The sequence below is a fragment of the Croceitalea sp. MTPC5 genome, from assembly GCF_036985505.1.
Classification (GTDB): domain Bacteria; phylum Bacteroidota; class Bacteroidia; order Flavobacteriales; family Flavobacteriaceae; genus Croceitalea.
Window position 1 is genome coordinate 92124 of record NZ_BTGQ01000008.1, and the last position, 25198, is coordinate 117321.

At 40.1% G+C, this 25198-nt stretch carries 27 protein-coding genes; 6 read left to right on the forward strand and 21 right to left on the reverse strand.

What is annotated here, in order from left to right:
* Positions 1 to 20: 20 nt before the first annotated feature.
* From AACM45_RS19575 to AACM45_RS19585, 3 genes are read right to left on the reverse strand one after another with little or no spacing between them, the layout of a single operon-like run.
* Complete coding sequence (locus AACM45_RS19575) at positions 21 to 2225, reverse strand: RelA/SpoT family protein (protein WP_339144824.1); 2205 nt, start codon at positions 2223 to 2225, stop codon at positions 21 to 23.
* A gap of 44 nt (positions 2226 to 2269) precedes the next feature.
* A complete protein-coding gene (locus AACM45_RS19580) occupies positions 2270 to 3502 on the reverse strand; it encodes a M48 family metallopeptidase (RefSeq protein WP_339144825.1) in 1233 nt (410 codons plus the stop codon).
* A 5-nt stretch (positions 3503 to 3507) separates the two neighbouring features.
* Entirely contained in the window at positions 3508 to 4302 is a 795-nt protein-coding gene (locus AACM45_RS19585) for a TrmH family RNA methyltransferase (protein WP_339144826.1), read from the reverse strand.
* A gap of 68 nt (positions 4303 to 4370) precedes the next feature.
* Between AACM45_RS19585 and AACM45_RS19590 the strand changes: the two genes are divergently transcribed.
* Positions 4371 to 5177 carry a DUF6503 family protein gene (locus AACM45_RS19590; protein ID WP_339144827.1) on the forward strand — a complete coding sequence of 269 codons (807 nt, stop codon included), beginning with the start codon at positions 4371 to 4373 and terminating at the stop codon, positions 5175 to 5177.
* Between the two features lie 161 nt (positions 5178 to 5338).
* Here the strand turns inward: AACM45_RS19590 and AACM45_RS19595 are convergent, their stop codons facing one another.
* The 5 genes from AACM45_RS19595 to AACM45_RS19615 form a co-directional block, all read right to left on the reverse strand.
* Entirely contained in the window at positions 5339 to 5896 is a 558-nt protein-coding gene (locus AACM45_RS19595; RefSeq protein WP_339144923.1) for a DUF1572 family protein, read from the reverse strand.
* A 291-nt stretch (positions 5897 to 6187) separates the two neighbouring features.
* Positions 6188 to 6514, reverse strand: a complete 327-nt coding sequence (locus tag AACM45_RS19600; protein ID WP_339144829.1) for an ArsR/SmtB family transcription factor — start codon at positions 6512 to 6514, stop codon at positions 6188 to 6190.
* Entirely contained in the window at positions 6511 to 6927 is a 417-nt protein-coding gene (locus tag AACM45_RS19605) for an SRPBCC family protein (protein WP_339144831.1), read from the reverse strand. The genes AACM45_RS19600 and AACM45_RS19605 overlap by 4 nt, the downstream gene beginning before the upstream one ends.
* A gap of 2 nt (positions 6928 to 6929) precedes the next feature.
* On the reverse strand, positions 6930 to 7487 hold the full coding sequence (locus AACM45_RS19610; RefSeq protein WP_339144833.1) for a DUF5655 domain-containing protein: 558 nt from the start codon (positions 7485 to 7487) through the stop codon (positions 6930 to 6932).
* Positions 7488 to 7731: 244 nt separating this feature from the next.
* Positions 7732 to 8250, reverse strand: a complete 519-nt coding sequence (locus AACM45_RS19615) for a nuclear transport factor 2 family protein (RefSeq protein WP_339144835.1) — start codon at positions 8248 to 8250, stop codon at positions 7732 to 7734.
* A 187-nt stretch (positions 8251 to 8437) separates the two neighbouring features.
* On the opposite strand from AACM45_RS19615, the gene AACM45_RS19620 reads away from it, so the two are divergent.
* A complete protein-coding gene (locus AACM45_RS19620; protein WP_339144837.1) occupies positions 8438 to 8623 on the forward strand; it encodes a hypothetical protein in 186 nt (61 codons plus the stop codon).
* Between the two features lie 80 nt (positions 8624 to 8703).
* Here AACM45_RS19620 and AACM45_RS19625 read toward each other — a convergent pair whose 3' ends face one another.
* The 10 genes from AACM45_RS19625 to AACM45_RS19670 all read right to left on the reverse strand — a co-directional run bounded on the left by AACM45_RS19625 (position 8704) and on the right by AACM45_RS19670 (position 20296).
* Positions 8704 to 9528, reverse strand: coding sequence for a carboxypeptidase-like regulatory domain-containing protein (locus AACM45_RS19625; RefSeq protein ID WP_339144839.1), 825 nt, complete (start codon positions 9526 to 9528; stop codon positions 8704 to 8706).
* 259 nt (positions 9529 to 9787) lie between these two features.
* Positions 9788 to 10258: a GNAT family N-acetyltransferase gene (locus AACM45_RS19630; RefSeq protein ID WP_339144840.1), complete on the reverse strand. Its 471-nt coding sequence runs from the start codon at positions 10256 to 10258 to the stop codon at positions 9788 to 9790.
* Positions 10259 to 10280: 22 nt separating this feature from the next.
* Positions 10281 to 11012: a helix-turn-helix domain-containing protein gene (locus tag AACM45_RS19635; protein WP_339144842.1), complete on the reverse strand. Its 732-nt coding sequence runs from the start codon at positions 11010 to 11012 to the stop codon at positions 10281 to 10283.
* Between the two features lie 192 nt (positions 11013 to 11204).
* A complete protein-coding gene (locus AACM45_RS19640) occupies positions 11205 to 11846 on the reverse strand; it encodes a hypothetical protein (protein ID WP_339144844.1) in 642 nt (213 codons plus the stop codon).
* Between the two features lie 262 nt (positions 11847 to 12108).
* Positions 12109 to 13398, reverse strand: a complete 1290-nt coding sequence (locus AACM45_RS19645) for an amidohydrolase family protein (protein ID WP_339144846.1) — start codon at positions 13396 to 13398, stop codon at positions 12109 to 12111.
* A 34-nt stretch (positions 13399 to 13432) separates the two neighbouring features.
* Positions 13433 to 16378, reverse strand: coding sequence for an amidohydrolase family protein (locus AACM45_RS19650; protein ID WP_339144847.1), 2946 nt, complete (start codon positions 16376 to 16378; stop codon positions 13433 to 13435).
* A gap of 75 nt (positions 16379 to 16453) precedes the next feature.
* Positions 16454 to 17527: a DUF3810 domain-containing protein gene (locus AACM45_RS19655; RefSeq protein WP_339144849.1), complete on the reverse strand. Its 1074-nt coding sequence runs from the start codon at positions 17525 to 17527 to the stop codon at positions 16454 to 16456.
* 86 nt (positions 17528 to 17613) lie between these two features.
* The gene (locus AACM45_RS19660; RefSeq protein WP_339144851.1) at positions 17614 to 18720 is read right to left on the reverse strand and encodes a peptidylprolyl isomerase; all 1107 of its coding nucleotides are present in this window, start codon (positions 18718 to 18720) and stop codon (positions 17614 to 17616) included.
* 14 nt (positions 18721 to 18734) lie between these two features.
* Positions 18735 to 19283: a gliding motility-associated peptidyl-prolyl isomerase GldI gene (gene gldI, locus AACM45_RS19665; protein ID WP_339144853.1), complete on the reverse strand. Its 549-nt coding sequence runs from the start codon at positions 19281 to 19283 to the stop codon at positions 18735 to 18737.
* Positions 19280 to 20296: a DHH family phosphoesterase gene (locus AACM45_RS19670; protein ID WP_339144855.1), complete on the reverse strand. Its 1017-nt coding sequence runs from the start codon at positions 20294 to 20296 to the stop codon at positions 19280 to 19282. Before AACM45_RS19670 ends, gldI begins: the two co-directional genes overlap by 4 nt.
* Before the next feature lie 75 nt (positions 20297 to 20371).
* Here AACM45_RS19670 and AACM45_RS19675 point away from each other — a divergent pair, with 75 nt between their 5' ends.
* Complete coding sequence (locus AACM45_RS19675; RefSeq protein WP_339144857.1) at positions 20372 to 21412, forward strand: alkaline phosphatase D family protein; 1041 nt, start codon at positions 20372 to 20374, stop codon at positions 21410 to 21412.
* Between the two features lie 50 nt (positions 21413 to 21462).
* Complete coding sequence (locus AACM45_RS19680; protein ID WP_339144859.1) at positions 21463 to 21882, forward strand: nucleoside-diphosphate kinase; 420 nt, start codon at positions 21463 to 21465, stop codon at positions 21880 to 21882.
* 58 nt (positions 21883 to 21940) lie between these two features.
* Here AACM45_RS19680 and AACM45_RS19685 read toward each other — a convergent pair whose 3' ends face one another.
* Genes AACM45_RS19685 through recF form a run of 3 tightly spaced genes read right to left on the reverse strand, consistent with a single transcriptional unit; the run spans position 21941 to position 23737 of the window.
* The gene (locus AACM45_RS19685) at positions 21941 to 22237 is read right to left on the reverse strand and encodes a DUF721 domain-containing protein (RefSeq protein WP_339144861.1); all 297 of its coding nucleotides are present in this window, start codon (positions 22235 to 22237) and stop codon (positions 21941 to 21943) included.
* Positions 22237 to 22656 carry a hypothetical protein gene (locus AACM45_RS19690; protein ID WP_339144863.1) on the reverse strand — a complete coding sequence of 140 codons (420 nt, stop codon included), beginning with the start codon at positions 22654 to 22656 and terminating at the stop codon, positions 22237 to 22239. Before AACM45_RS19690 ends, AACM45_RS19685 begins: the two co-directional genes overlap by 1 nt.
* A 1-nt stretch (position 22657) precedes the next feature.
* On the reverse strand, positions 22658 to 23737 hold the full coding sequence (gene recF / locus AACM45_RS19695) for a DNA replication/repair protein RecF (protein ID WP_339144866.1): 1080 nt from the start codon (positions 23735 to 23737) through the stop codon (positions 22658 to 22660).
* Between the two features lie 114 nt (positions 23738 to 23851).
* On the opposite strand from recF, the gene AACM45_RS19700 reads away from it, so the two are divergent.
* Together AACM45_RS19700 and ribH are read left to right on the forward strand one after the other, a co-directional pair.
* Complete coding sequence (locus AACM45_RS19700; protein ID WP_339144868.1) at positions 23852 to 24616, forward strand: tetratricopeptide repeat protein; 765 nt, start codon at positions 23852 to 23854, stop codon at positions 24614 to 24616.
* An 8-nt stretch (positions 24617 to 24624) separates the two neighbouring features.
* Complete coding sequence (gene ribH, locus AACM45_RS19705) at positions 24625 to 25107, forward strand: 6,7-dimethyl-8-ribityllumazine synthase (RefSeq protein ID WP_339144870.1); 483 nt, start codon at positions 24625 to 24627, stop codon at positions 25105 to 25107.
* The last annotated feature ends 91 nt before the right edge of the window (positions 25108 to 25198 follow it).

The window sequence follows — 25198 nt, forward strand, 5'->3', positions numbered from 1 at the left end:
TTGCAAATGTACGTTAAAAATTAAATTCTAGCTACTTTGTCAATACCCCCTATTTGCTTGAGATTGGCAATTAATTTCTTTAGGATCGCATTATTCTTGACCACTACCGTAATGGTACCGGCAAAGGTGCCGCCGTCAGTGCTAAAATTCAGGTTTCGCATGTTGACATGCATGTTGTCAGAGATGATATTGGTAATCTCATTGACCAAGCCCAGATTGTCTATACCCGTCAATTGAATATCGGCAGGAAAGTCTTCTTGTGATGAGTCTATCCATTTTGCGGTCATTATGCGATAGGCATAATTCGATTGTAGCGAAATGGCATTCGGACAATTTTTGGTGTGTACTTTAATGCCATCATTTACGCTGACAAAACCAAAAACCTCATCACCGGGTATAGGATTACAGCATTTGGACAATTTATAAGGTAATTTTTCTTCTTCACTGCCAAATACGAGCATGTCGTAATTGGTGGTAATCTCTTCTTTGTTGACTTCTGAAGGAGTAGGGGTACGCCTAATCTTATTTTTGAAAAAATTGAGAAAGGCATTGTTGTAGTTTGAAACGAACTCCTTGATCCTTTGATTATCGATAATTCCGTTACCCACCCTAAAAAATAGGTCAAGACTGGTCTTTAACTTAAAATAAATGACCATTTTATTGATGACATCATCGTTGAGGTTTATTTTTTGCGATTTTAGTTTTCTACGTAAGATTTCCTTACCCTCATCCGCAATTTCCTTTTTCTCTTCGCGCAACGACGATTTAATTTTTGCCCTAGCCCTTGCCGTATGGGCATAATCCAGCCAGTTTTGGTTGGGTTTCGCACTTTCCGATGTCATGATCTCAACTTGATCACCACTATGCAATACGGTGGTCAATGGTACTAATTTTCCGTTGACTTTCGCCCCACGGGTCTTCATACCTATTTCGGTATGTATATGAAAGGCAAAATCTAACGGAGTCGCCCCTTTGGGCAATGATTTGAGTTCACCTTTTGGGGTGAAAACAAAAATTTCCTTCGAGTAGAGGTTTAATTTAAACTCTTCTACAAAATCGACCGCGTTGGTATTTGCACTTTCCAAAGCTTCTTGTAATCTATTCAACCATACTTCAATACCCTGTTCTTTTTGCTCACCATGCTTATACTTGAAATGTGCTGCATACCCTTTTTCCGCAATTTCATGCATGCGTTCACTGCGTATCTGTACTTCTACCCATTTGCCCTCGGGGCCCATGACCGTGATGTGAAGTGCCTCATAACCGGTAGATTTCGGTGAGGTTATCCAATCCCTCAAGCGCACTGGATTTGGAGTGAAATGGTCTGTGACAATGGAATAGATTTTCCATGCAATAAACTTCTCATTCTTTCTATCGGCACGGTAAATGATCCTAATCGCAAACTTGTCGTAAATCTCATCAAAGGCCACGTTTTGCGTAATCATCTTTCTGCGGATCGAAAAGATTGATTTCATGCGACCTTTGATATTGTAGGTTAGGCCCTCAACATCCAAAGACTCACGAATTACCTTCGTAAAGGCGTCTATATATGCTTTCTGCTCTTCTTCGGTATCTTCTATTTTATTGAAAATATCTTCATACACCTCTGGTTCGGTATACTTTAAACTCAAGTCTTCCAATTGTGTCTTGATATTGTAAAGCCCGATACGGTGCGCTAGCGGTGCGTAGATGTAAAGGGTCTCTGAGGCAATTTTGACCTGTTTATGCTCAGGCATGGCATCCATGGTAAGCATATTGTGATAGCGATCGGCGATTTTGATGATGATGACCCGAATGTCATCATTCAACGTCAACAGCATTTTGCGGAAATTCTCGGCCTGTTGACTGATGTTCTTATCCTTTTTTAGGTGCGCTATTTTTGTCAACCCATCTACAATACGGGCTATGGTCTCCCCGAACATTTGTTCAATATCGCTCAAGGTGTAGGGGGTATCCTCAACAACGTCGTGCAAGAGTGCCGATGCGATGGATACGGCATCCAATCCAATTTCTGAGGCTACTATCTTCGCAACGGCTATGGGATGGAAAATATAGGCCTCACCCGATTTTCTGCGTTGGTCTTTATGGGCATCCACCGCAACATCAAAAGCCGAGCGTATCAATTTTTTATCACCGGCCGAAAGTGTCTGGTAACTAATACGGAGCAATTCTTTGTATTGCTTCGCAATTTCCTTATTTTCTTTTTGTAGGGCCGCCTCGGTCATCTTAGATTAAAATTAATGTAATCTTGATAGGTAAACAACAAATATCATGCCTTTAAGTTGCGTATGCGTTCAATTAGTGGGGGGTGCGAATAGTGCATAAAAACGTAGGCCGGATGCGGCGTGAGATTACTCAAGCTATTTTTTGAAAGCTTTTTTAGGGAGGTAATCAAAGGTTTTGCCGCGAAAGTATTTTTTGCATAATCATCGGCTTGAAACTCAAATTTTCTTGAGAGATAGTTCATGGCCAAACCAGTAAGGGTCGATATGGGACTATATAATAATACGAAGCCGATCAAGGCAGCGTGAAAACTAGGTTGGTTAACACCAATGGCCAAGGATAGTTCAGGATTATTCACGAAAAGTGCCAAAACAAACAATGTGATACCGGTTAGCAGTATGGATGCCGAAATATTGAAAATAATATGTTTACGCTTGTAGTGCCCGACTTCATGTGCCAAGACGGCTACAATCTCGTCTTCTTCCAAATCGCTGATAAGGGTGTCAAACAGCGTGATCCTTTTTTGTTTTCCAAAACCGGAAAAATAGGCATTTGCCTTTGTAGATCGTTTTGAGCCATCAATCACAAATATGTTTTGAAGTTCAAATCCTACCTTTTTGGCGTAGGCCTCTATGGCGGTTTTCAAACCCCCGTTTTCAAGGGGAGTCTGTTTATTGAAAATTGGTACGATCAACTTACTGTAAAAAAGGTTCATGAATAGCAATAGTACCGTAAAGATACCCCAGGCATAAAGCCAGAAATCCGGTCCTGACCATTGCAATACCCAAACCACAAGTGCCAAGATCCCGCCCCCAATAATGGCCGTCATGAGCCAGCCCTTTAGTATATCAAAAAAGAATAATTTTTTGGTGGTTTTGTTAAAACCAAACCGTTCTTCGATAACGAAAGTCTGGTAATACGAGAATGGAATGGATATCAAACTACTTGAGAACACCAAGACACCGAAGAACAACAATGTCAACACAATACTATTATCCGTATAGCCCCTTACCCAGTCATCTACCCATTCGAAGCCGCCAAACACTAAAAATGAAAGGGTAAGCAGTAAAGAAAACGTCTGGTTGAATTGTTCAAACCGATAATTGTTTTTTTTATACGCTTGCGATTTTTGATACTCTTGTTGGTCGAAAACATCTGCCAATTCGGGCGGAACTTCTTTATTAAAACGTTTTGCGTTCAAATAATTTAAAACAAAGTCAATAAGAAACTGAATCACCAGAATTGCGATGATTGCATAAAAAAGTACTTTACTATTCATAAAATTCAGAATCCGCGTTGGCGCTTTGCCTCAAATATAAGTATTGCAGCTGATACGGAAACATTCATGGAATCAATTTCACCTTGCATCGGAATTATAAGGTTTTGGTCCGAGTTTTGTAGCCAAAGATTGCTTAAACCGGTTGCTTCAGTACCCACCACAATTGCCGTGGCATTCGTGAAATCTGAATTCACATAATGGTCTGATGCCGTTAGTGCGGCACAGTAAATATGAACTTCCTTCCCTTTTAGGTAGCGTATGATTTCCTCAGAAGTACCAGTTGCCATTTGATTGGTGAAAACACATCCAACGCTAGACCTGATAATGTTGGGATTGTACATATCCGTTTTAGGGTCTGCAATTAGTACGGCATCTAAGTTTGCGGCATCGGCCGTTCGCAACAAAGCTCCAATATTACCGGGTTTCTCTGGGGCTTCTGCGACCAGTATCAACGGATTTTCACTTTTGAACTTAAGATCGCCCAAAGTATTTGGTCTCGCCCTGGCAATGGCCACTATACCTTCGGTCGTTTTTCTGTAAGCGAGTTTTTCATATATCGATTTAGATACTTGAACCGTTGTGCAGTCGGTTTTTTCAATCAATACCGTATTATGGATAACATCTTGACAAATCAGAAGGGTATCAATTTCATAGCCCCCTTTTTGGGCCAGTTCAAGTTCTCGTATCCCTTCAATGACGAAAAGTCCGGTTTTTTTACGTTCCCTTGATTTTTCTTGAAGTTGTAAGACCTTTTTGATCAGGGGGTTTTGAACGCTAGAAATTAACTTATGTTGCTCCACGGTTTAAAAGTAGCTATTCCCGTAATTTTATGGTACACTTACCGACATAATTTGCAAAACAACGAATCATGAAATCTTTTTTACTTCTAATACTGTCCGTTTTGGTCTTTTCTTGTAAACAAGCTCCTAAAGATGAAAAAGAACCCATTGAAAACAATGTAGAAGAAAAAATTGTAGCGAAGACGTATCCAGAAAATATTCGAAACGTCTTTGAGGCCCACGGTGGACTTGCGGTTTGGAAAAAACAGCGAACCCTTATTTATACAATTACAAAACCAAAAAATCCAGAAACGCATACCACCGACTTACGGAGTAGAAAAGACCGCATAGATACCGAGCGGTTTTCGATGGGTTTTGACGGTCGACAACCTTGGTTACTTGATGAAAATGAAAATTACAAGGGCAATGTCGAGTTTTATCATAACCTCATGTTCTACTTTTATGCCATGCCTTTTGTATTGGCTGATGACGGTGTCGTATATGACGAAACGGAAGACTTGGTTTTTGATGGGGTGAATTACCCAGGCATTCGAATAAGTTATCAAACAGGGGTAGGTACTTCACCCAAAGATGAATATTTCGTTCACTATGATACCGAGACCAATCAAATGGCCTGGCTTGGTTATACGGTAACCTATAGAAGTGGCGAAAAATCAGATAACGTACGATGGATACGTTATGATGATTGGGCATCTGTAAATGGTCTATTACTACCAAAATCGATTACTTGGCACAACTATGAAGGTCGAGACATCAAAGATGCCAGAAATACTGTTGATTTTGAGAACATTTCCATAAGTGAAATACCACGCTCAGATGATTTCTACGCCAAACCAGGGCAAGCAGTGTTTTGGGAGAACGTGAAAGAGGAATAGTAAACTATTGTGCTCCAACAAAAAACAGCAATGCTACTTGATATTTCCATTCATTTGGGTTTGCTTGCTTTTATGATATCCGTAGGTGAAGGACCTTTGACCAAATTGAGGCATTTGATTTAATGATAGTGAAGATATCATATTAGAAGCTCAAGATATGTTTACCTTATATCATCGGTAAAATGACCTTTATGCTTCCCTTTGGCAAACTTCTTTCTATTGAAATCCCCTGATTTTCCTTTAGCGATGGATAGGCTTTTCCAGTCGCTACCCTTGATCATCCTACCTATATAGACGATTTGACCGATGTGATAGGCATAATGCATTAGTTGTCGGTTGACCGCCTCAACTATGGAGTGGCCCTGGTTTCTAATTAAAATTTCGGTCTTGAAATTGGTTTTGTTAATTGAGCTTAGGGCTTCGAAGACACAACCCCAACCAGTTTCCCATTTTTCAATCAACTCTATTTTGGTTTTTAGTATCGGTTCAAATTCTTCATCTCGATTTCTCCATTCTTTTTCTCCATCAGTTGTTAGAAAGTCACTCCATCTCGATTTCATATTTCCGTAAAGATGATTAACGATAATAGCTATTGAGTTGCTTTGTTCATTGAATTGCCAAAAAAGGTCATCGTTATTCAGCTGGGCAAAAGTCTTTTCACCCAATATTTTGTAATATTCGAATTGTTTTCTGGCACTGTCTAGATAGTTGTCCTCCATTTTCCCTTCTTTCAAGTACCCACCATACCGATGGGCACCCCTCGTGGAATATAGCGAAAACTTCACTAAGAACGTGTGTGCTGATATAGGCTGATAGTTGTTTCCAACAGTTCAAAGTTTACTATGGTATTGAAACTGGTTTATGTTTTTTTGGAATCAGCTTGTTTTATCCAATTATTTTAAAGGCTATTGAATGGTACAGTACTACTGCTAGAAAGTTTAAAACGAATGTTTGCACCGTAGTGCTTTTAGTTGGGTCTTCTGCGCAGTACTTTACTTTTGCATACCTTTTTACCCCATGTTTTTGGGTTTCCTTTTCAAATAGCTGCCCAGGCCGTCCAATTTTCCTTCCCAGAATCTTTCCAACTCGCTTAAAAATTCACTTACCTCTGCCAAAGCCTCCAATTGCGCATAACAGTTTCGTTGTCTGCCATCATTCACATCAGTCTCAATTTTGACCAAGTCATTATCGGTCAGAATTTTGAGATGTTTTGAAACGGCCGGTCTTGACATTTGAAATTTATCTGAAATCACATTAATGCTTTCAGGATGTTCTGCAAGCATTAAGAGGATCTTTCGTCTTGTCGGATCCGCAATGGCTTTGAAGACATCACTCATTTTGAAAGGTATTTTAAAAGTTGGACGGTAAGTATTTTCTTTTTCCAGCCATTGGAGAGTATTTTTTTAACGATGATGTTATTTACAAACCCTTCGAATCCCTTATGTTCGAAGTCTAAGCGGGTTTTTTCACCCGGTTGGGTAAGTTTGAAGGTCACCACGGTATTTTCTAGGGAACCACCGCTCCAACTGAATGAAAGCAACTCTTTTTCTTTTATTTGCAGGACTCTACAATTGACAACCCCATCAAAACCCGGGGATGGTTTTGTCTTAAATTGAAACTCATGTCCAATTTCAGCAATAAAATTGCAGGGCATTAACCATTCGCTCAATGCTTTTTGGTCGGTCAGGGCATTCCAAACTTCTTCGATTGGGAAGTCATATACTCGAGTCAACGTTATTGATTTTGCCATTTTTAATTGTTTTGATAAGCGGTTAAAAGAACCCGTTCGATTTCTTGATCGAAATCCGATATTTTTTCAAGGGTCACTGCATGATTGATTCGACGACTGCCTATGGAAGAAGTATCGGAAAATCTATCGGTTGAAAAATCGTCTGGCAGATTTACTGCCAGAATAAGGTCTTCATCTTTGGTAGTGGTCAGAATTGCGAATTGGTTCTTGCGGTAAAATGGGATATAAGTTTGACAAGGTTGCACCCGTATATCTTCACCCAAGGCAAGGATTTTTGATTTTACAAACTTGTAAAGCTCCTTTGACCGATTGGAATGGAATAACTTGTCGGCAAACCCCTCAGGATTTTCGTAACTGTCTTTTCCCGTAAAATGTTCAAAAATCTTTTGGGCTTGAAAGTGCCCTACACCGTTTTCTTTTTTCAAGAAATAAATAATCCCTTCTTTTTCTGAAAGTTTGTTCTTTTCGATAAGGGCAATCCATTCGTCCACTGTTTTTCCGGTTTTTTCCTTGAGGTTTCGAAGTATTGCCTCACCCATTTGTTTTGGTCCTAATGCCATGATCTTAATTTAAGTAACTATTTAGTTACGCAAATATATAAAACCTTTTGGTTACATAAAATAATTTTTCAGAAAATGCAAAAAGTATTTCATTCATAATTGCCAAAACCCCGTTTTGCACGGTTGTGAATAAGGTTGATGCTTTTTTTGGTTTGCCTCAAAATGTGAGACTTTAAACCGGTAAGTGCTTTTCGAAGGTGGTAGTGGCAAGTCATCGCGTAAGGTCTTGCGGCATTCCTTTTAACTAGTTCTTGTCTGAATCGAATCCGTAGATTGTTGTTTGCATACCTGCAATTTTCCACTCCCCATCAATTTTTTCCATGAGCCTCGTTTCACGTTTGCGTCCGCGTAACGAGTCTTGTTGCCCATAGGTGACCCAAGCTCCATTTCCATAGAGACGAACCTCTATTTTATTCAATAGTTCAGGTAGGGGTTCCGGTTCAGGGTGCTCATCCATAAAGGTCTTAACGAATTGACTTATTTCATTCCAACCCAATGCTTCAGAAAAAGTACCTTTCTCAAAGTCGATATAGGTTTTGGTTATGTTCGGGTCGTGAACCCATTTTTTTTGCCAAGCATCATAATCCCTTTCGAAAGCCGCTTTGGTTTCATCATTCAATGTTTTAAGAATGGCTTTTTTTTCTTCTGTGGAATTCGGTTTTTCATTTGCAGTTTCCACAATCCCTTGTTTTTTAACCTCTTGACAACCCGTGACACAGAAAAGGAACAATAAAATAAAAACAAAAGGTTTTTTGATGGTCATATCTTTTTTTTCAAATTACTTGTAAATCCTGTGTTATTCAACATATCCGTGGCAGGGTTTTACATAATTCAACCCTATTTGTATTCAAGATACTATAATCGAATTGAATAACAATATGATAAGAAAAAGATAGGTAGGGCATTTAATAAAACGATTCTCAACCTATGTCTGGAAAAGCATATATCTAATGAACTTTACATTTTTGAGCCTATTTAAAGGCCTATCCGAACAAACCTGGGTAATCGTGTTGTCAGTGCTACCTTCATCTTTGCGCTATACCTTAGTGGATAGCAAAGGGGAAATGCCTGATGTAATAGGGGGTGCGGACCACAATAAGAACTATGACAAAGCCCTGAGAATAATAGAAGGGTAGATAGCGCAAAGAAACTTAGATAACCTAGCTTTTGTAAAGAAAGTATTTATTTATCAAGGGCAGGCAAGACCATTTTTTTGTCAATATTCGGCAGTTACGCTAAATCCAATTCCAATGCTACCTAATTTTTCCCATTCTGCCTGACTCGTCAAACGTGATATGGTAGCATTCCCTAAAAACCCCGCTGAAAAGAAGACCTCACTCTCTTTGTTTTCCTCATTTTTTATCAATTCAACCGTCAAAAAGAAATCATCTTCAACAACAATATCGTAATCGCTGAGATTTAGGATAAACGCGCCTTCTTGGGCATCGATATTGAAAATAATATTTTCATTTGTTATTCTTTTGTTGGGCAGTCCGTTTTTTATATCATACAGGTTAAGTCGAAATTTCATTTTTTCGCCTGTATTAGAGGTTATGTTGGCATGAAATTTTTTGATATGGGTCGGATTCTTCTTTACTTTAATCTTGATTCCAAGCTCATTTCCAAGTTCTGCATTTCTAAAACCCCCTCGCATCATTTTGGATTTGGTTTTGTTTCCTAAAACTTTTTCTTTCAGTTTTTTATTGGTGACGGTAACTTCATTTAGTGCTGTCGCTTTTTCTGAGAGTTCAACAACTTGATTTTCTTTCAACTTGGTTATGAAGTCTTTTGCAATAAAAATTTTGGATTCGTACCCAATAGATGAGATTTTTATGGTGTCTTTGATAAGTTCTGATGGTATTTCAAGGGTAAACCCTCCATTCTCGTTTGATACCGTTCCCTTCTTTTTGTTCATTATTCCAATGTTCACGTAGGGAATGGATTCTTTGGTTTTTGCGTCTTTAATTATGCCACTTACCGTAATTTGCCCGAAAAGCGAAAAGTTGAATAGGCAGCAGAGTATTGAAATGGAAATTCTCATAGTCCGTTTATCATTTTTTACTGATTATCCGCGAAACGCAGTTTGGCAATTTTAAGAAAATATAGCCTAATTCCCTCATCGTTTTTTCAAAAATTCGGGTAGTTGTGCCGTAGTCGCGCATTTGGTGAATATAGTCCTCATCTAATGGACTTTGCCATCCAATCTTTGTACTTCACTATTGTGATGCTTTCGATTAACTTTTATCGTAATTGTCTGCGATATTATTGTGGATAATAATACACCGCGTTGTATACATTTTCTATATTTTCAGTTTTTTCCAAAATACGATTTTGTCATCCCCTTCTTCATAAAATTCTGGGATTACGGCTTGTTTGATGTAGCCACATTTGATGTAGAATTTCCTGGTCAATTCAAATTCTGATTTCCCTGATGTTTCTACGATTAAGATTCGATTACCATTTTTTCTTAACCTATGTTCTATGTATTCCATCATTTTCTTTCCAACCCCTTTTCCTTGTTGGCTTTTATGTACTGCAATGGCATAGAGGTTGTAAGTTCCTTCGGTTAGTCTTTCTTGCCCGCAATAGCCTATTGAGACTGGTTTTCCCTTTTCAATCGCTGTAAACCAAATATCGGTTGATTCTTTATTGCCCAGGTAATCGCCAATCATGTCATCGAGCAAATATGGAGGAAACAATTCACTGGAATCAAGTACTTTTTTTAGTTCTGGTATGTCCGTTTCTTCTACCTTTCTAATTTGTCCAACCATTTTCCGTGTTTTGATGGCAAATTTAAAATTCCCTATTGTTCTGCGATTGTAAGATTCTGCTATTGTAGGCTTTTGAAGGGCTGATACCTAAAATGTTTTTAAAGGAATTGCTAAAATGTGCTTGGTCAAAGAATCCGCTTTGTAAGGAGACATCCGTCAGACTGGTACCTTTGTTCAAATATAGATGTATCGCTTGTCGCAGCTTGTTCCAAACAAGGTATTTTTTTATTGATATTCCGATATGTTCTTTGAAAAGATGCGAAAGTCTGCTGTCTGATAACAATGCCTGAGAGGTCAATTTTGAAAGAAGGTCTTTGTATTCCAGTTCATTTTCCTCAATGAATTTAATACTGGTGTTGATTCTCTTGTCGGCTGGTGTTTTTAGGTCTTTGGAAACCGCCAAATGGTAGGCCTCTGAAAATAACTCTTCTCTTTTTTCATGAACATTTCTAATGAAAACCCCATTTTTTAGCAATATTCCTTTGCGGTCGAAAAAATCGGATAATTGGGAATTGTAGCTTTCTACCAATAGTATACTGACCGAACAACTTTTTGCAACCACCTTGTGTTCGGTATTCTGGTCGATAATGGCAAATTCTAAATTTTCGTATGTTCTCCCCTTGGCTCGTAGCGTAAAAGTTCCACTCGTGGCACTAATGAATTCAACAACGGGATGCGCATGTTTTTCTGTAGTCAGGTCATCGAATTCAAAATTGTAAATCCCTTTTTTTATGTCAAAGTCATAAATTTTCATTGAAAGGTTTTGGTCGTCTGTAACCGCGTAGAACAGTTAGGTTATTATTTTTTTGGTATGAATTCTAAATTTTCATATGTATCCCTTACGCACCATATATACGGATTATCGTTCAGAAAATCCGTAGTGAAGGATAATCGGTATGGTCGTTCATATTCATCGGTACAATACTATTATTTTAAACTATAAGGCTTATTGTGCTTGCAAAGTACTTTTAGTGCCTCCAATCATAAATCCGATCGATACCCCATAATAACTGTTAGCTGCAGTACCAATGATGAGGTCGTTTGCTATTTTAATATCAGCTTTTGGAATAAAGTTATATTCCAATCCGAATTTTGTCTTTCCCCAGTGAACCCCTCCCCTTAAAAGAAATCCCAATTGATTATCTATACGTGCTTCAGTTATACCGCCTGAAGGGTTGGCTATGTCAACTGAAGAAAACACATAATACCCCAACCCCATACCTAAATACGGACGCGTGTAATTTTTGTTAAAGTAATGATTGAAAGTGGGCATAAAAGAAAGTATCGCATTATCATTTACATCATCGAAAAAGAATTGGGAACTATCATTGGTTTCAAATCGTTGCGGGTTCAAGGCCAATCCAAACCTTAATCCGATAACCTTATTGCTTGAAATTTCGATAAAGGGCTCAATATTCAACATCAAACCTAAATTTTCAGATTCGGTATTCAAAAGAACCCCGGGTTCTATCTTCAGTTGTACTTGTGCATTTATGTTGAACAAACCTAACGATACGATTAGCGATAATACTATCGTCTTAAGGGAATTTCTTATGGTATTGAAAAATTGATTTCGAAGAATTTTCATAAGTGTCTATGGGCTGCTCGTATGGATTACAACGCATTTTTTTTCCCATAATTGTGATTTATACCCTGTTATGGATGACATCTACAAAGTGCGATGCTGATTGAAGTACTTGTAGTTGACTTTACGATATTGGGGTTGAAATTTATCGTCTAACCAAGTCTATCGACCGATGGATGCCCGTTAAATAAGAAACAGCAGTGAGCAAATTGCATACCTGCCTGCCGGACGGGTAGGTCTGTTTCAAACCGTATAAAACTTATAACTATTTACCTTGATACTTGCCCATATAGCGTTTCCATAGTTCGGTTTGATGCGTCTCCAAAGAAAGGTCACGCCCATCAATAAAAGCTTTACTTAATTGATTGGTGCGCATATCCAAGGCATCACCTGCCGAGATGAACAACGTGGCACTTTTACCGACTTCCAAAGTTCCGTAATCTGCATCGATACCCAATATTTTGGCATTATTGCCAGAAATAAGCTGTAAGGCTTTTTCTTTATCCAAACCTTGTGCAACCGTTTGACCTGCATAGAAGGGCAAGTTTCGTGTTTGAAAGTTTGAGGCATCGGCATTTTGGATACCTACCAAAAGACCGGCATCCATTAATAGTTTGGGCAACTTATAGGTGAAGTCATAATCATCATCCTCAAAAAAGGGCAGGCTATGGGTAAAGCGTACCAATACGGGAATATCTCGTTCTTTTAAAAAGGCGGTAATCTTGTGGGCATGATATCCCCCGACCAATACGATATGTTTTACGCCAGCAGTTTTGGCCGAGCTGATGGCATCCATAATCTCTTTTTGTCCGTGGGCATAAACGAACAACTTTTGGGTGCCATCGAAGAGCCCTTGCATAGCGGCAAAAGGTTGGTTTTGGACTTTTGGGGTAGCTTTTCCGTACGCCAGGGCATTGTTCATGAAGGTCTTCACCTTGGCTACCTGTTGCCCATAGTCTTTATTGGGCTGATATCCCCTCGGTTCCCCTAACCACCAACGGCCCCTTCGAAACGTACTAGGCCAATTCAGATGAATGCCATCGTCTACTTTGACGGCCGCATCTTCCCAATTCCAGGCATCAAATTGTACAATCGACGAGGTGCCCGATATACGCCCCCCTTGTGGGGTAATCTGACTTAATAAGACCCCATTGGGCCTCATGCTTTCGACAACTTGTGATTCGGCGTTATAGGCTATCAAACTGCGTACATGGGGTATCAAATCACCAATCTCATCTTGGTCATTACTGGCCCTCACCGCATTGACCTCGACTAGACCAAGTGATTTGCCCGGGGCGATAAAGCCTGGGTATACGTGTTTGCCTTTCGCGTCAATGACCTTGCCCGTTCGTGCTATTCTGGTGTCGGCGTCACCTACATAGGTAAGCTTACCCTCGGCAAACATAATCAGCGAGTTTTCAATGACTTCGCCATTGCCCAAATGGGCAACGGCACCTTCAATGGTAATGGGCGTCGATTGTTTGCCCGCTGGGGTTTGCTGTGCATTCATCTGCATCCCCATGAAAAAAAATAAGGTAATTATCGCGTATTTCATTTTGATATTTTTATTTCTAACATCCAACATCTAACTAGAGCGTTTCGCATTCAAAACGGGCCTTCTTATTCTGTCTAGGACCTTGGGTCTTGGCACCACCTGCTTTTTCGTTGAGCATCATCGTAATCAATTCGTTACGTTCTTTTTGAATGGCTTCACGTTGTGCTTTATCCGTTTCAAGGTCAAAATAAACAGCTCCTTCAATCAATGTTTTTTCCGCCTTGGCGTAGACTGACATGGGGTAATCGGACCATAAGACCAGGTCAGCATCCTTACCCACTGCTATACTACCTACCTTATCATCGATATGCAATAACTTGGCAGGGTTGAGTGTTACCATTTTCCAAGCCTCGATTTCAGATGCGCCTCCATACTTTATCGTTTTACCGGCCTCTTGATTCAATCTTCGCGACATTTCGGCATCATCACTATTGATCGCGACGGTAACCCCTTGACTTGCCATAATGGCGGCATTATGCGGAATCGCGTCTTTGACCTCATATTTATAGGCCCACCAATCGCTAAAAGTGGAACCCCCGACACCGTGTTCCGCCATTTTATCGGCTACCTTGTAGCCCTCAAGAATATGGGTAAAGGTATTTACCTTGAAATCAAATTGTTCCGCTACCTTCATGAGCATGTTGATTTCGCTCTGCACATACGAATGGCAACTGATGTAACGTTCCCCATTTAAGATTTCGGCCAAGGTCTCCATTTCTTCGTCATAGCGGTAAGGCTGGCCTGATTTTTTCTTTTCATCATATTCCTTGGCCCGTTGAAAATAATCGATAAATACCTGCTCTACACCCATTCTTGTTTGTGGGAATCTTGAAAAACTCTGCCAGTTCGATTGTTTTACGTTTTCACCTAACGCGAATTTGATGAACTTGGGCATATTGGGGAACAATAGCCCATCAGCATCTTCACCCCATTTCAAGCGTAGGATCGCCGACTGCCCGCCGATGGGGTTTGCCGAGCCGTGCAACAATTGAATGGTGGTCACGCCACCTGCCAGATTTCTGTATAGGTCAATATCTTTCGGGTCGACCACATCTTGCATCTTAACTTCAGCAGTTGAATTATGCCCTGCCTCATTGATGGCCAATGCCCCTATGTGCGAATGCTCATCAATGACCCCAGCGGTAAGGTGTTTACCTGTAGCATCTATGGTTTTCGCCCCACTGGCCCTTAAATCAGGACCAACTTTGGCGATTTTACCATTTTTGACCCATACGTCTATATTTTCAAGTATGGCATCGCCCGTCCAAACCGTGGCATTTTTGAACAGTATGTTTTCCGGTTTTGGTTTTACGGTGTTACCATATCCAATATTCGGATAGGTCAGTGCTACCAACTTCGGTGTTTCTTGTGCTTCTGCCTTTTTATTTTCCGAAGCTTCGAAAGAACTGGTTTGTTTGGCCGTGAAAGAACTTTCTTTGCCTGATGGTAAAACGACCTTTCCTTTAAGGTTGTTTGAAGCATTTGATACCAGGCTGGTCATTCTGTAGTTATCACCGGTTTCTGTGGCAAATGAAAAATTGACCCAGTCCCCTGAATATTCAATTTTAGTGCTTAATGCCAAGGTATCTTTTTTAATTTCCAATTTGGGTTTGCCCAAGGTCCCCGATACTACCATAGTGTAGGTCTTACCGCCTACATTCAAATCATAGTCTCCACGAATGTCTTTTTGATCTTTGGCATTTATGATATTCTTGGTGCCTTGTACCCAGTTTTCAAATAGGGTAGTGGACTTCTCGAAAACATCCCCTGAAGCTATTAAAAAATTTGCCTGTCTACCAGGTTGTAGGGTCCCGATATGGTCCGATTTACCTAAAATGCGGGCAGGAACGGTCGTTAAAGCTTCTAAGGCCTTTGTTTTTGATAAGCCGTGGGCGATAGCTTTCAGCAACATATCCTTAAAATCGTTAGGGGATTTCAATTGATGTAAGGTCAGTGAAAACGGTACCCCATTATCTTCTAAGACCTTTGGATTTGAAGGGGCCAAATTCCAATGGCGCATATCTGAAAGGTTCACATACTCGGCGGCATATGGGTCAGAAACATCGTAAGCCTTTGGAAAGTTGATCGGCACGATCAACGTCGCATTGGTATTTTTAATGGCTTCGATATGCTGATATTCATCACCGCCGCCCAAAATAGCATATTGAATTCCGAATTGGTCGCCGATTTTATCGGCACGTAATACATTGCCGTTACCCCCAGCGGCAAAAATTTGGGGAAGGTCCTTATTTTCCAAAAGCGCCTCTAAAGAACGGTCTTTGGTAGTTACATTTCCTTTGGCATACCAATCGAGATCGTGATGTAATTGACGTAGTAAAGCCGTTGCACCCATTAAGGAGGTGGGGTATGATTGCCTTTTGGCAATACTCTTGGTAAATGAAAAGTATTGGCCGGATTGGTCCTCTACAATACGGTCGGCATCATTTCCACTGCCGTTCAAGGCTATCAGTACTCCCGTGCCCCGGGCGATACCATCTTGAAAGTGGCTATTGACGACCCCAAACCCCACCTTTCTTAATTCTTCGGCTTTTTTATCATCGTAGGTGAACTTGGCTATGGCCTCATTCTCGGGCATGATATGATCATTCCAGTAAAAACCTTCACGGGTGGCTTCATATTGGGGAGAACGTCCGCTACCTGGGGCCCTTTTGGCCTTTTCCACGCCAAAACCCGAAAACACATCGATAAAGGAGGGGTAAATTGATTTTCCTTCCAAATCCTCAATAATCGTGTTTTTTGGAATGGCCACCGATGTACCCACTTGAATCACCTTCCCATTTTGTACAAGTAGGGTGCCTTTTTCAATAATTTGCGTAGGTGTCATATGGATTTTGGCATTGGTGAATGCCATATAGTTGTTGTTCTTTGATTTGACACCATCATTTTCAGGAAAATAATCTTGTGAAAACAAAGTAGCACCACACCATAAAAGTGTGAGCGTAAAGAGTTTCATTTTCATTCAGGTATGTTTTGAAGTTAGTCCGTTTTAAAGGTAGGGCAACAGTGTTACTTCTGCAAATCAGGAATTGTTCGATTATCGTTCATACCAATAATCCCCATAAAAATTAACCAACAGGCCCACAACTGCATTGTAACTTGAAATACCTTTTTCTTGGTTGTTCGCCTTTAAAAAAGTATCGAAAATGGATTTAAAAATGGGCTCGGTCGGGTTTTCGTATTGTGCCCAAAATGCATTTAATTCTTGGTAATTTTTCTTTACGCCTACATTGAGTTTATTAAATAGTGCCTCAAACGCTACCTCATCCCTTGCTTTTAAATCGGTTAGGCAATACGCCAAAACATGCGAAATAGAAGCATATTTAAAATAGGGGTCTTTGCTACTAAAAGTGACCAATAGCCCTATAAAATTGGTTGCACTTTCTGAAGAATACCCCAATTGATGTCCTATCTCATGGGCGCTTATAGAGGGTAAACGTAAATTAGGCACCAGGGCATTGACCTGGGCCTCATTGGTAAATGGATTTAAATATCCCCCATACCCCATATATGTCAAGGGCAGTGAATACAGTGAAGCTTTTAGACTTGGATTTCTATATTCAAAATGTGGAAATACTCTTTCTGCCCGATCATAACTTTTTAAGGTTTCAGCATAAATTTCTTTAGTTGAGTAGGGAATCTTGACGGCCTTGGTGCTATCGTTTTCCAGTTTGACCTGTAAACGGTTTGTATAGGTTATGATGTCGAAGGTAAATCTTATCAAATCCTCATTGGTATATTCGATATCAAAATCCATTTTCTCATTGATGGGCAGGCGGTAGTAGTTCATACCCCAAAAAAGATAAAATATAAAATAGGCGATGGACAGGGTTAGGCCAAGGTGCCGTAAAAATGCCAACGGTTTTTTTACGATGGAAGTACCATACAGATAGAGATAGCGAATAGCCGTAAAAACCAAAAGGGTATAAAAGATATCACCTACAGAGAAAGGAACCCAACCAAATAAAAATCTCAGGAATTTTGAAATTATGGGATAAATTCCCTCAGCATAATATTTTTCGACCAATTCAGGATAACTGCCGAACCATTGTACAAAAATGATTTGTGGAATGATGGATAGGGCCAAATAGTTCTTTGTTCTTGTAGTCACACTTTAAAAATAAAGAATTCAAGATCGGAAAAAACAAAAAACCCCGACATGCTAGTCAGGGTTTTAATGTTGAAGTTGTTCATCGTTTATTGTATTTCAACCATTTCCAAATCAAAAACCAATGTCGAACCGCCAGGTATCGGGCCATAGTCATTATCACCATACCCTAGATGGGGCGGTATGAACAAGCGCACCTTATCACCGACCTTCATGGTCAACATACCCTCTTTAAAACCAGGTGCCAACTGGGCATCAGGGCTAAACTTGGTAACCAAGGGCCCAAAATTACCGCGATGCATCTTATTGATTTGGGCAAAATTGTCGAATTTTTTGGCGATCTCAGGTATGCTCGTATCGAATAAGTCTCCATTATCTAACCAACCCGCATACTGAAGCGCAACGTTTTGACCTATTTTGGGGGTTTCACCGTCGCCTTCTTTCAATGAAAAGATTTTCAACCCGCTTGCCGTTCCCTCGGCCTGCTCAAGTTGTTGATTCAATTCTTCCACGAAATCCGCCTTTATTTTTTTGATTGCAGCAATTTCTTTTTCTGCTTCTTCAAAATAATCGGTCATAATTTGAATGGCATCAAATTTTTTGGCTTCCTTACCATTTCTAATAATCTCCACCTTATTCATGATCACATCGGCCTCGGGCTTGTTACCCGCCAGTACTTTGACGCTGGCGATACTATCAACAACCTCAATACCATTAACCACCTTTCCAAAAACAGTGTGGATTCCATTGAGCCAAGGGGTTTCCTTGTGTGTGATAAAAAATTGGCTTCCATTGGTTTTAGGGCCACCGTTGGCCATGGAAAGTATACCCTTACCGGAGTGTGTTAAAGAATCAACGATTTCATCTTTGAATTTATAACCTGGGCTGCCCGTACCAGTGGCCGTGGGGTCACCACCTTGAATCATAAAATCTTTCATTACCCTGTGAAAGGTAAGGCCATCATAGTATTTCTTGTCTTTGAACTCTTCACTAACGAAAGGATTGTTGCCTTCTGCCAATGATACAAAATTAGCGACCGTTATTGGTGTTGCCTCGTGATGAAGTTTGACCACGATATCACCCTTATTAGTTTGGATATCAGCATAGATACCATCGCCTAAATCTGCGTACTTACTTGATTTACAGCTTGAAATTACAATACATAGTAAGGAAAAATAAACAAAAAAATGTTTCATGGAAATCTCTATTTTTAATTTAAACTATCTTTTCTTTTAATGATCTTCAATACGTTTACGCTTGATTTGATCGGGGTCAAAGGTGCAATTTTACTGGTATCACCTTTGTAACCGTATGCCTGGGATGAGGGAAAGATAAAAGTTGCTTGTTCCCCTGATTTCAGTAGCTTCAATCCATTTCTTAATCCAGGGAAAAGCTGCGACTTATCTATGGCATGTTGTACGAGCCCAATCGTACTTTTTTTGTAAATCGTATCACCTTGCAATGTCATTACATTATAAGTGAATACGATTTCATCATTGGTCTTGGGTCGGTATTCATCCTTGGCATTTTGAACTTCATAATGGTACCAAAAACCATCTGCGCTTGAAAAATAGGTATGGCTTGTATCTTTTTCAATGAGGGATTGAATCACCGCTTCTTCTTGAGCTAAAATTTCTTTGCTTCGGGTAACCGAAGCCTTATAAAAACTGCCTGATTTTACCTGTACGGGCTTTCTGGGTATTGTTTCGCCACAGCTACAAAGCAAAACCACGAATACCATTACGATTACTCTGTTCATTGGGTCAATTTATCTTTATACTTTTCAAGCAACTTGACAAACCGTATGGTCGTTTCTTCCATGGTTATGTCGCTACGGCCACCTGCCGCATTGGTATGGCCACCCCCGTTGAAATGTTCTCGTGCAAACTCATTGACCGAAAAACCACCAATCGACCTGAACGATATTTTGATAATTCCCTCTTCCCTGTTTTCAATAAAAATCACTGCAAAAATGATACCTTCCAAGGTGAGGCCATAGTTCACAAAACCTTCGGTATCGCCCTTACTGTAATTGTGCCTATCCAATTCCTCTTGTGACATGGTAATGTAGGCGGTCTTGAATTGTTCTAAGATTACCAGGTTATTTAAGGCAACACCCAATAAATGTAATCTTGCGGGCGTATTGTTATCGAACACGTTTTGATGAATCTGCATGTTTTCGGCACCCTTATCAATCAAATTGGCAACCACCCTATGGGTTTGACTAGTGGTCGAGGCATATTTAAAAGAACCGGTATCGGTCATGATACCGACGTAAAGGGAGGTAGCGATGTCTTTGGTAATATCGGGCACCCCTTCTAAGTAGTCAATGAAATTATAGACCATTTCACAGGTAGAGCTCATGCTGACGTCAGAATAGGTGACGAGCGCATAGTCGCTAGGTTGCTGATGATGGTCGATCATGATGAATTTTGCCGTCGCTGCCTCTAAAAACGATTCCATTTGCCCTGTTCTAGACAAATGGTTAAAATCTAAAGTGAATATGAGGCTAGCTGCTTCAATAAGTCTTTTTGATTGTGAATTCTCACGTTCAAAGTTTAAAATCCCTTCATTACCGGGAATCCATTTTAAAAACTTCGGATAATCGTTTGGAGCAATTATGACAGGGCTTTGGCCCAAGGCTTCCAAGAATTTTGCCAGACCTAGACAAGAACCGATGGCATCGCCATCAGGATTCTTATGGGGTACGATCACAATTTTTTGGGGCTTCGCAAGCAAGGTCTTTACAGTAGCGATATCTGCTGAATTCATGCGCTCAAAGATACAATAATATAATATAGCGGTAATTTGATATGTCTTATTTTTGATGGTATTTAAATGAAAGTTATGCGTACGATCCTGATTTTTTTAACTGCTATTTGCATTGCCTCTGGTTGTAAGACCAAAGCACTCGATGTAGGGAATAAAGGAAGTACAGCCACTACCGAAGCTACCTTTACCATAACCTTTGGTTCTTGTAATAAAAGTAGCCTGGATAACCTATTTTGGGATGATATCTCAAATTTAGGTCCTGATGTTTTTATTTGGGGCGGTGACATTGTTTATGCCGATACCAATGACGTTGCAACGATCCAAGCTTTTTATGATGACCAAGATGCGGTGCCTGAATATGCCGAACTCAAAAAAAGTACCCTGATAACGGGCACTTGGGACGATCATGACTACGGAATCAATGATGGCGGGGTTGAATTCGAATCAAAAAAAGGTAGTCAGCAAGCCTTTCTAAACTTTCTTGATGTTCCGGAAAATGACTTACGAAGACAACGAAATGGGGTGTACTCCACACAGGTCATTTCAAAACCGCAAGGGTCGGTCAAAATTATCAATTTAGATACCAGATATCATCGAACCAGGCTTGTAGAAGATAAAACCGAGGGAAGAAGATATCGCCCAACCGCCTATGGTCAAGGCACTATTTTAGGTGAAAGACAATGGAAATGGCTGGCGGATGAACTTAGCAATTCGACATCGGATTTTAATTTAATAGTAAGCAGCATTCAATTCTTATCACGGGAGCATGGCTTTGAGAAATGGGCCAATCACCCCCACGAGGTGGATAAGATGAAAAAAATAATAATGGATTCCAAGGCGAAGGGTGTACTTATCTTATCTGGTGACCGCCATATCTCGGAATTTTCAAAAATGGAACTTGAAGGACTCGATTATCCGCTCATCGATTTTACCAGCAGCGGACTCACCCATGCGTATACCAATTTTAGTGGGGAACCCAATGAATTCAGGGTTGGTAATGTCGTGTCGAGTAATAGCTATGGATTGATAGAATTGGATTTGGACACAAAAATGGCGACGTTGAAAATGATGGCGGATAATGGTAAAGTGTTGCAAGAACTAAAACAGGCGTACTAAATATTGTAAACCTAGTCAAAAAGGTTATTTTTGCGCAAAAATTTACGGAAATGACAGGAAATAGAACGTTTACCATGATAAAGCCCGATGCCGTTGAAAATGGACACATTGGGGCAATTCTGGAAAAAATAACGGCTGCCGGCTTTAAAATCGTGGCCATGAAGTATACTCAATTAAGCGTACGCGATGCCCAAGGGTTCTATGCAGTACATAGCGAACGTCCATTTTTCGGGGAGTTGGTTGAATTCATGACGCGTGGGCCCATTGTTGCTGCTATCTTGGAAAAAGATAACGCGGTAGAAGACTTTCGCGCTTTGATCGGTGCTACCAATCCAGCGGAAGCTGCTGAGGGAACCATTAGAAAATTATTTGCCACAAGTATTGGTGAAAATGCCGTTCACGGTTCTGATAGTGACGAAAATGCTGCTATTGAAGGAGCTTTCCATTTTGCCGGAAGGGAGGTTTTCTAGAAGAAACCGCAATAATACCATACAAGGGCCATTCAGCATAGTGCGGATGGCCTTTTTTTCATCTCAAGATTAATTTTTTTACCAATTCCTTTCCCAAATCCTCATTCAACATGGCTATGATCTTACTTTTACCCATGCTGAGTTCTTCCCGTAGTACGGATGACGATAGTGAAACGTACAAGGTATCGTTTTTAAGTTCGACCTGATTGGTGTAGTTGTTTACACCGTTACCCATTAGCTTTACCCAAGTTTCGCGCACATCGACCTTGTCGATACCTTTTTGCAGATTATTTTCTTTGATAAAGGCATTGAGGGCCTCGCCTAAGTTTTGATGATCATTATACCTTTTTGCCATTACGGGGCTATTTTAAGGGGTTCAAAGCGTTTGTAATGGTAAGTAATATTATCTTGGTTTACAACGACATAATTGTTTTCGTTCAAAACGGTGATTTGCTCTTCCCATGTGCTTAGATTGTTTTTATATCGTAAGATATACGTGTCGCCTTGCTGTATTATGGTAAAGGGCTCTGCATCGTCTGATGTCGTATATGAGCCATCAAGCTTTGGTCGTACCTTCTTTTTAAAACCCTTCATTTCTTCCAGTGCTATAAAATCAACACTTGTGTTTACCGTGTAATTTTTCTTTTCCCCGTTCGCAAAGGTGACCTCGGTTATTTCCCAATAGCCATTGAGATAGGGCAGGCTTTTTTCCGGAATCGAAGAGGTACATCCTACCAATAAAAAAATATAAAGGAGCATTTTGAAACGAACCATACTACAAGTTAAATATTTTGTAACCATGGTGAATGTTTTTAACCACATTTTCCGTTCTATCGGCATGGGTGTCACTAATGAAAATCTGTCCAAATGTATCATTATCCACCAAAGACACGATTTGTGCGACCCTGGTCTCATCCAATTTATCAAAAATATCATCCAATAATAGAATAGGGGTGGTCTGTGCCTGTGCCTTGATGAAATGGAATTGGGCCAGTTTTAAGGCAATCAAGAAGGATTTTTGTTGCCCTTGGCTGCCAAATTTTTTGATGGGGTGACCAGCTATGGTGAATTCGAGATCATCTTTGTGAATGCCTACGCTTGTGTATTGAAGGCTTCTGTCCTTATCCAAATTCGAAACAAGAAGGGAGGCGAGGTCATTGTCATATAACTTGCTTTGGTAGCCCAGGGAAACAGCTTCTTCGTTACCCGATATGTTTTCGTATTGTGTTTTGAAGATGGGAATGAACTTATTCAAGAATTGAGATCTTTTTTCAAAGATCTCAGTGCCTAGCCTGTGCAATTGCTCATTGTATATCGAGAGGGTGTCGTTATCAAAGGTTCGATTGAGTGCAAAATACTTGAGTAACGAGTTACGTTGGGTAAGTACCTTATTGTAGTTTAACAAGACTTTCAAATAAGCTTTATCGGATTGCGAGATTACCCCATCCACGAATTTCCGTCGGGTATCACTACCTTCCGTAATTAAGTCACGATCGGCTGGTGAAATAATGACCAAGGGCAAGAACCCAATATGGTCAGAAAACTTTTCATATGCCTTGCCATTTCGTTTAATGACTTTTTTTAACCCTCGTTTAAAACTACAGACGATTTTTTCGGTACGATCATCCTTTTCAAATTCCCCTTCAATTACGAAAAAATCCTCTCCGTGCTTTATGTTTTGGGTAGCTACCGGATTGAAATAGCTTTTGCCGAAAGACAGGTGGTATATGGCATCGAGTATATTGGTCTTACCTACACCGTTTTTTCCGACCAGGCAATTGATAATGGGGTCAAATTCAAGGTTGTGCGAAGTAAAATTTTTGTAATTGATTAAAGATAAGTGCTTTAAAAACATATAACCCTTTAAATCTATTGGATTTTTCTATGGCAAAGATTCCAAAAATAACGAATAATTTACCTTTCGGTTTTGGATAAAAACTTTATTTTTGCGCGATTAATAAAAATTAGAATGGCTACATATAAAAAACGGGGCTTTAAACCAAAGAATAAAGAAGAAGAGATAGCGCTGGATGAGCAGAATAGCACTACCGCTGAGGTATTTAGCACGTTAGACGAGAGTGCTTCGAAGACCGAGGCATGGGTTTCCAAAAACCAAAATTATATTTTGGGGGTTATCGTCGCAGTAGCTGTAGGCATTTTAGGGTATTTGGCCTACAATCAGTTCATTCAAAAACCTAAAGAAGCAAGTGCGGCCAATGAACTGTATTATCCACAGCAATATTTTGAACAGGCCATGGCAAATGAAACTGCAAAAGATTCTTTGTTGAACCTGTCGTTGAATGGTGCCGAGGGTAAATATGGTTTTTTGGATATTATTGAGGAGTACAGCGGCACAAAAGCAGCCAATTTGGCTTCGTACTCTGCCGGTATGGCCTATTTAAACCAACAGAATTACCAAGAGGCCATAACATATTTAGAACAATTTTCATCAGATGATGCCATATTGGGTGCTTTGGCAAAAGGGGCCATAGGTGATGCATTCTCACAATTGAATCAAAATGAGGATGCTTTGGATTATTATGATAAGGCTATCGCCCATGGTCATGGTACGAATGACTTCACTACGCCGAAATATCTTTACAAAGCTGGTATTATAGCGATGGAGCTCGGGTATAATGAGCGGGCAGCAACGTATTTTGAGCGTATTAAAGAAGAGTTTCCCACGGCACAACAAGCCAATAATATAGACGCCTTAATCGGTTCTGTTAACTAAGTGGCGTTATGGCTACAGTAAACAAAAACTTATCGGTATACGATAAAGCTACGATACCTAGTGCCAAAGATTTAAGAATCGGTATTGTTGTGTCAGAATGGAATGGTACGATTACAGAGCCACTCTTTCAAGGGGCAAGGGAGGCACTTTTGGATTGTGGGGCCCAAGAACAACATATGATACGCTGGAATGTTCCTGGCAGTTATGAATTGGTCTTTGGTTGTAAAAAGATGATTGATACCCAAGAGGTCGATGTTGTCATCGCCATCGGTAGTGTAATTCGAGGGGAGACCAGTCATTTTGAATACGTATGTAGTGCTACCGCACAAGGTATAAAAGACCTGAACGTTCAACGAGACATTCCCGTTATTTTTTGTGTACTTACAGACGATACCCTTCAACAGTCCATTGATCGAAGTGGTGGAAAGCATGGCAATAAGGGTATTGAAGCGGCCATAGCCGCCATCAAAATGGCATCACTGGGTAACTAATGTAAGTTTAGCCGTCTTTTCATATTTAAATAACCACAGTGTTAACATTTTTTGTGAACCTAGCGTTACCGCTTTTTTTGTTTTTAAGTAC

Coding starts and splice junctions, on each gene's coding strand:
- gldI (WP_339144853.1), bottom strand. CDS start 19,283: ATGAACAGAGTAATCGTAATGGTATTCGTGGTTTTGCTTTGTAGCTGT.
- AACM45_RS19600 (WP_339144829.1), bottom strand. CDS start 6,514: ATGAGTGATGTCTTCAAAGCCATTGCGGATCCGACAAGACGAAAGATC.
- AACM45_RS19680 (WP_339144859.1), top strand. CDS start 21,463: ATGACAGGAAATAGAACGTTTACCATGATAAAGCCCGATGCCGTTGAA.
- AACM45_RS19605 (WP_339144831.1), bottom strand. CDS start 6,927: ATGGCAAAATCAATAACGTTGACTCGAGTATATGACTTCCCAATCGAA.
- AACM45_RS19690 (WP_339144863.1), bottom strand. CDS start 22,656: ATGGTTCGTTTCAAAATGCTCCTTTATATTTTTTTATTGGTAGGATGT.
- AACM45_RS19670 (WP_339144855.1), bottom strand. CDS start 20,296: ATGAATTCAGCAGATATCGCTACTGTAAAGACCTTGCTTGCGAAGCCC.
- AACM45_RS19685 (WP_339144861.1), bottom strand. CDS start 22,237: ATGGCAAAAAGGTATAATGATCATCAAAACTTAGGCGAGGCCCTCAAT.
- AACM45_RS19575 (WP_339144824.1), bottom strand. CDS start 2,225: ATGACCGAGGCGGCCCTACAAAAAGAAAATAAGGAAATTGCGAAGCAA.
- AACM45_RS19590 (WP_339144827.1), top strand. CDS start 4,371: ATGAAATCTTTTTTACTTCTAATACTGTCCGTTTTGGTCTTTTCTTGT.
- AACM45_RS19620 (WP_339144837.1), top strand. CDS start 8,438: ATGAACTTTACATTTTTGAGCCTATTTAAAGGCCTATCCGAACAAACC.
- AACM45_RS19645 (WP_339144846.1), bottom strand. CDS start 13,398: ATGAAATACGCGATAATTACCTTATTTTTTTTCATGGGGATGCAGATG.
- AACM45_RS19625 (WP_339144839.1), bottom strand. CDS start 9,528: ATGAGAATTTCCATTTCAATACTCTGCTGCCTATTCAACTTTTCGCTT.
- AACM45_RS19640 (WP_339144844.1), bottom strand. CDS start 11,846: ATGAAAATTCTTCGAAATCAATTTTTCAATACCATAAGAAATTCCCTT.
- AACM45_RS19635 (WP_339144842.1), bottom strand. CDS start 11,012: ATGAAAATTTATGACTTTGACATAAAAAAAGGGATTTACAATTTTGAA.
- AACM45_RS19615 (WP_339144835.1), bottom strand. CDS start 8,250: ATGACCATCAAAAAACCTTTTGTTTTTATTTTATTGTTCCTTTTCTGT.
- AACM45_RS19660 (WP_339144851.1), bottom strand. CDS start 18,720: ATGAAACATTTTTTTGTTTATTTTTCCTTACTATGTATTGTAATTTCA.
- AACM45_RS19580 (WP_339144825.1), bottom strand. CDS start 3,502: ATGAATAGTAAAGTACTTTTTTATGCAATCATCGCAATTCTGGTGATT.
- AACM45_RS19675 (WP_339144857.1), top strand. CDS start 20,372: ATGCGTACGATCCTGATTTTTTTAACTGCTATTTGCATTGCCTCTGGT.
- ribH (WP_339144870.1), top strand. CDS start 24,625: ATGGCTACAGTAAACAAAAACTTATCGGTATACGATAAAGCTACGATA.
- AACM45_RS19630 (WP_339144840.1), bottom strand. CDS start 10,258: ATGGTTGGACAAATTAGAAAGGTAGAAGAAACGGACATACCAGAACTA.
- recF (WP_339144866.1), bottom strand. CDS start 23,737: ATGTTTTTAAAGCACTTATCTTTAATCAATTACAAAAATTTTACTTCG.
- AACM45_RS19595 (WP_339144923.1), bottom strand. CDS start 5,896: ATGGAGGACAACTATCTAGACAGTGCCAGAAAACAATTCGAATATTAC.
- AACM45_RS19650 (WP_339144847.1), bottom strand. CDS start 16,378: ATGAAAATGAAACTCTTTACGCTCACACTTTTATGGTGTGGTGCTACT.
- AACM45_RS19610 (WP_339144833.1), bottom strand. CDS start 7,487: ATGGCATTAGGACCAAAACAAATGGGTGAGGCAATACTTCGAAACCTC.
- AACM45_RS19700 (WP_339144868.1), top strand. CDS start 23,852: ATGGCTACATATAAAAAACGGGGCTTTAAACCAAAGAATAAAGAAGAA.